The sequence below is a fragment of the Pseudoflavonifractor sp. MCC625 genome (assembly GCF_018784545.1).
GTDB lineage: Bacteria > Bacillota > Clostridia > Oscillospirales > Oscillospiraceae > Pseudoflavonifractor_A > Pseudoflavonifractor_A gallinarum.
On record NZ_WQOJ01000041.1, the window covers coordinates 1 to 220 of the forward strand.

Below are 220 nucleotides of genomic sequence, written 5' to 3' on the forward strand. Positions count from 1 at the left end.
GCCTTTGACAGTATCCGCGAGGAATACACCACAATGCTGCAAAATCAGCTGGCCAGAGGTAACAACGGTCTCATCAAGACCAAATACCTGACTTTTGGTATCGACGCAGACAGCATCAAAGCTGCCAAGCCCCGTCTGGAGCGTATTGAGACCGATATACTTAATAACTTCAAGCGTCTTGGTGTAGCTGCCAGAACGCTGGACGGTAAAGAAAGGCTTT

1 pseudogene is annotated in these 220 nt (G+C 48.6%); it reads left to right on the top strand.

Features of this window, described 5'->3' with window-relative positions:
* Positions 1–220, top strand: a pseudogene (locus tag GPK94_RS13615) (conjugal transfer protein TraE); the annotation flags it as partial.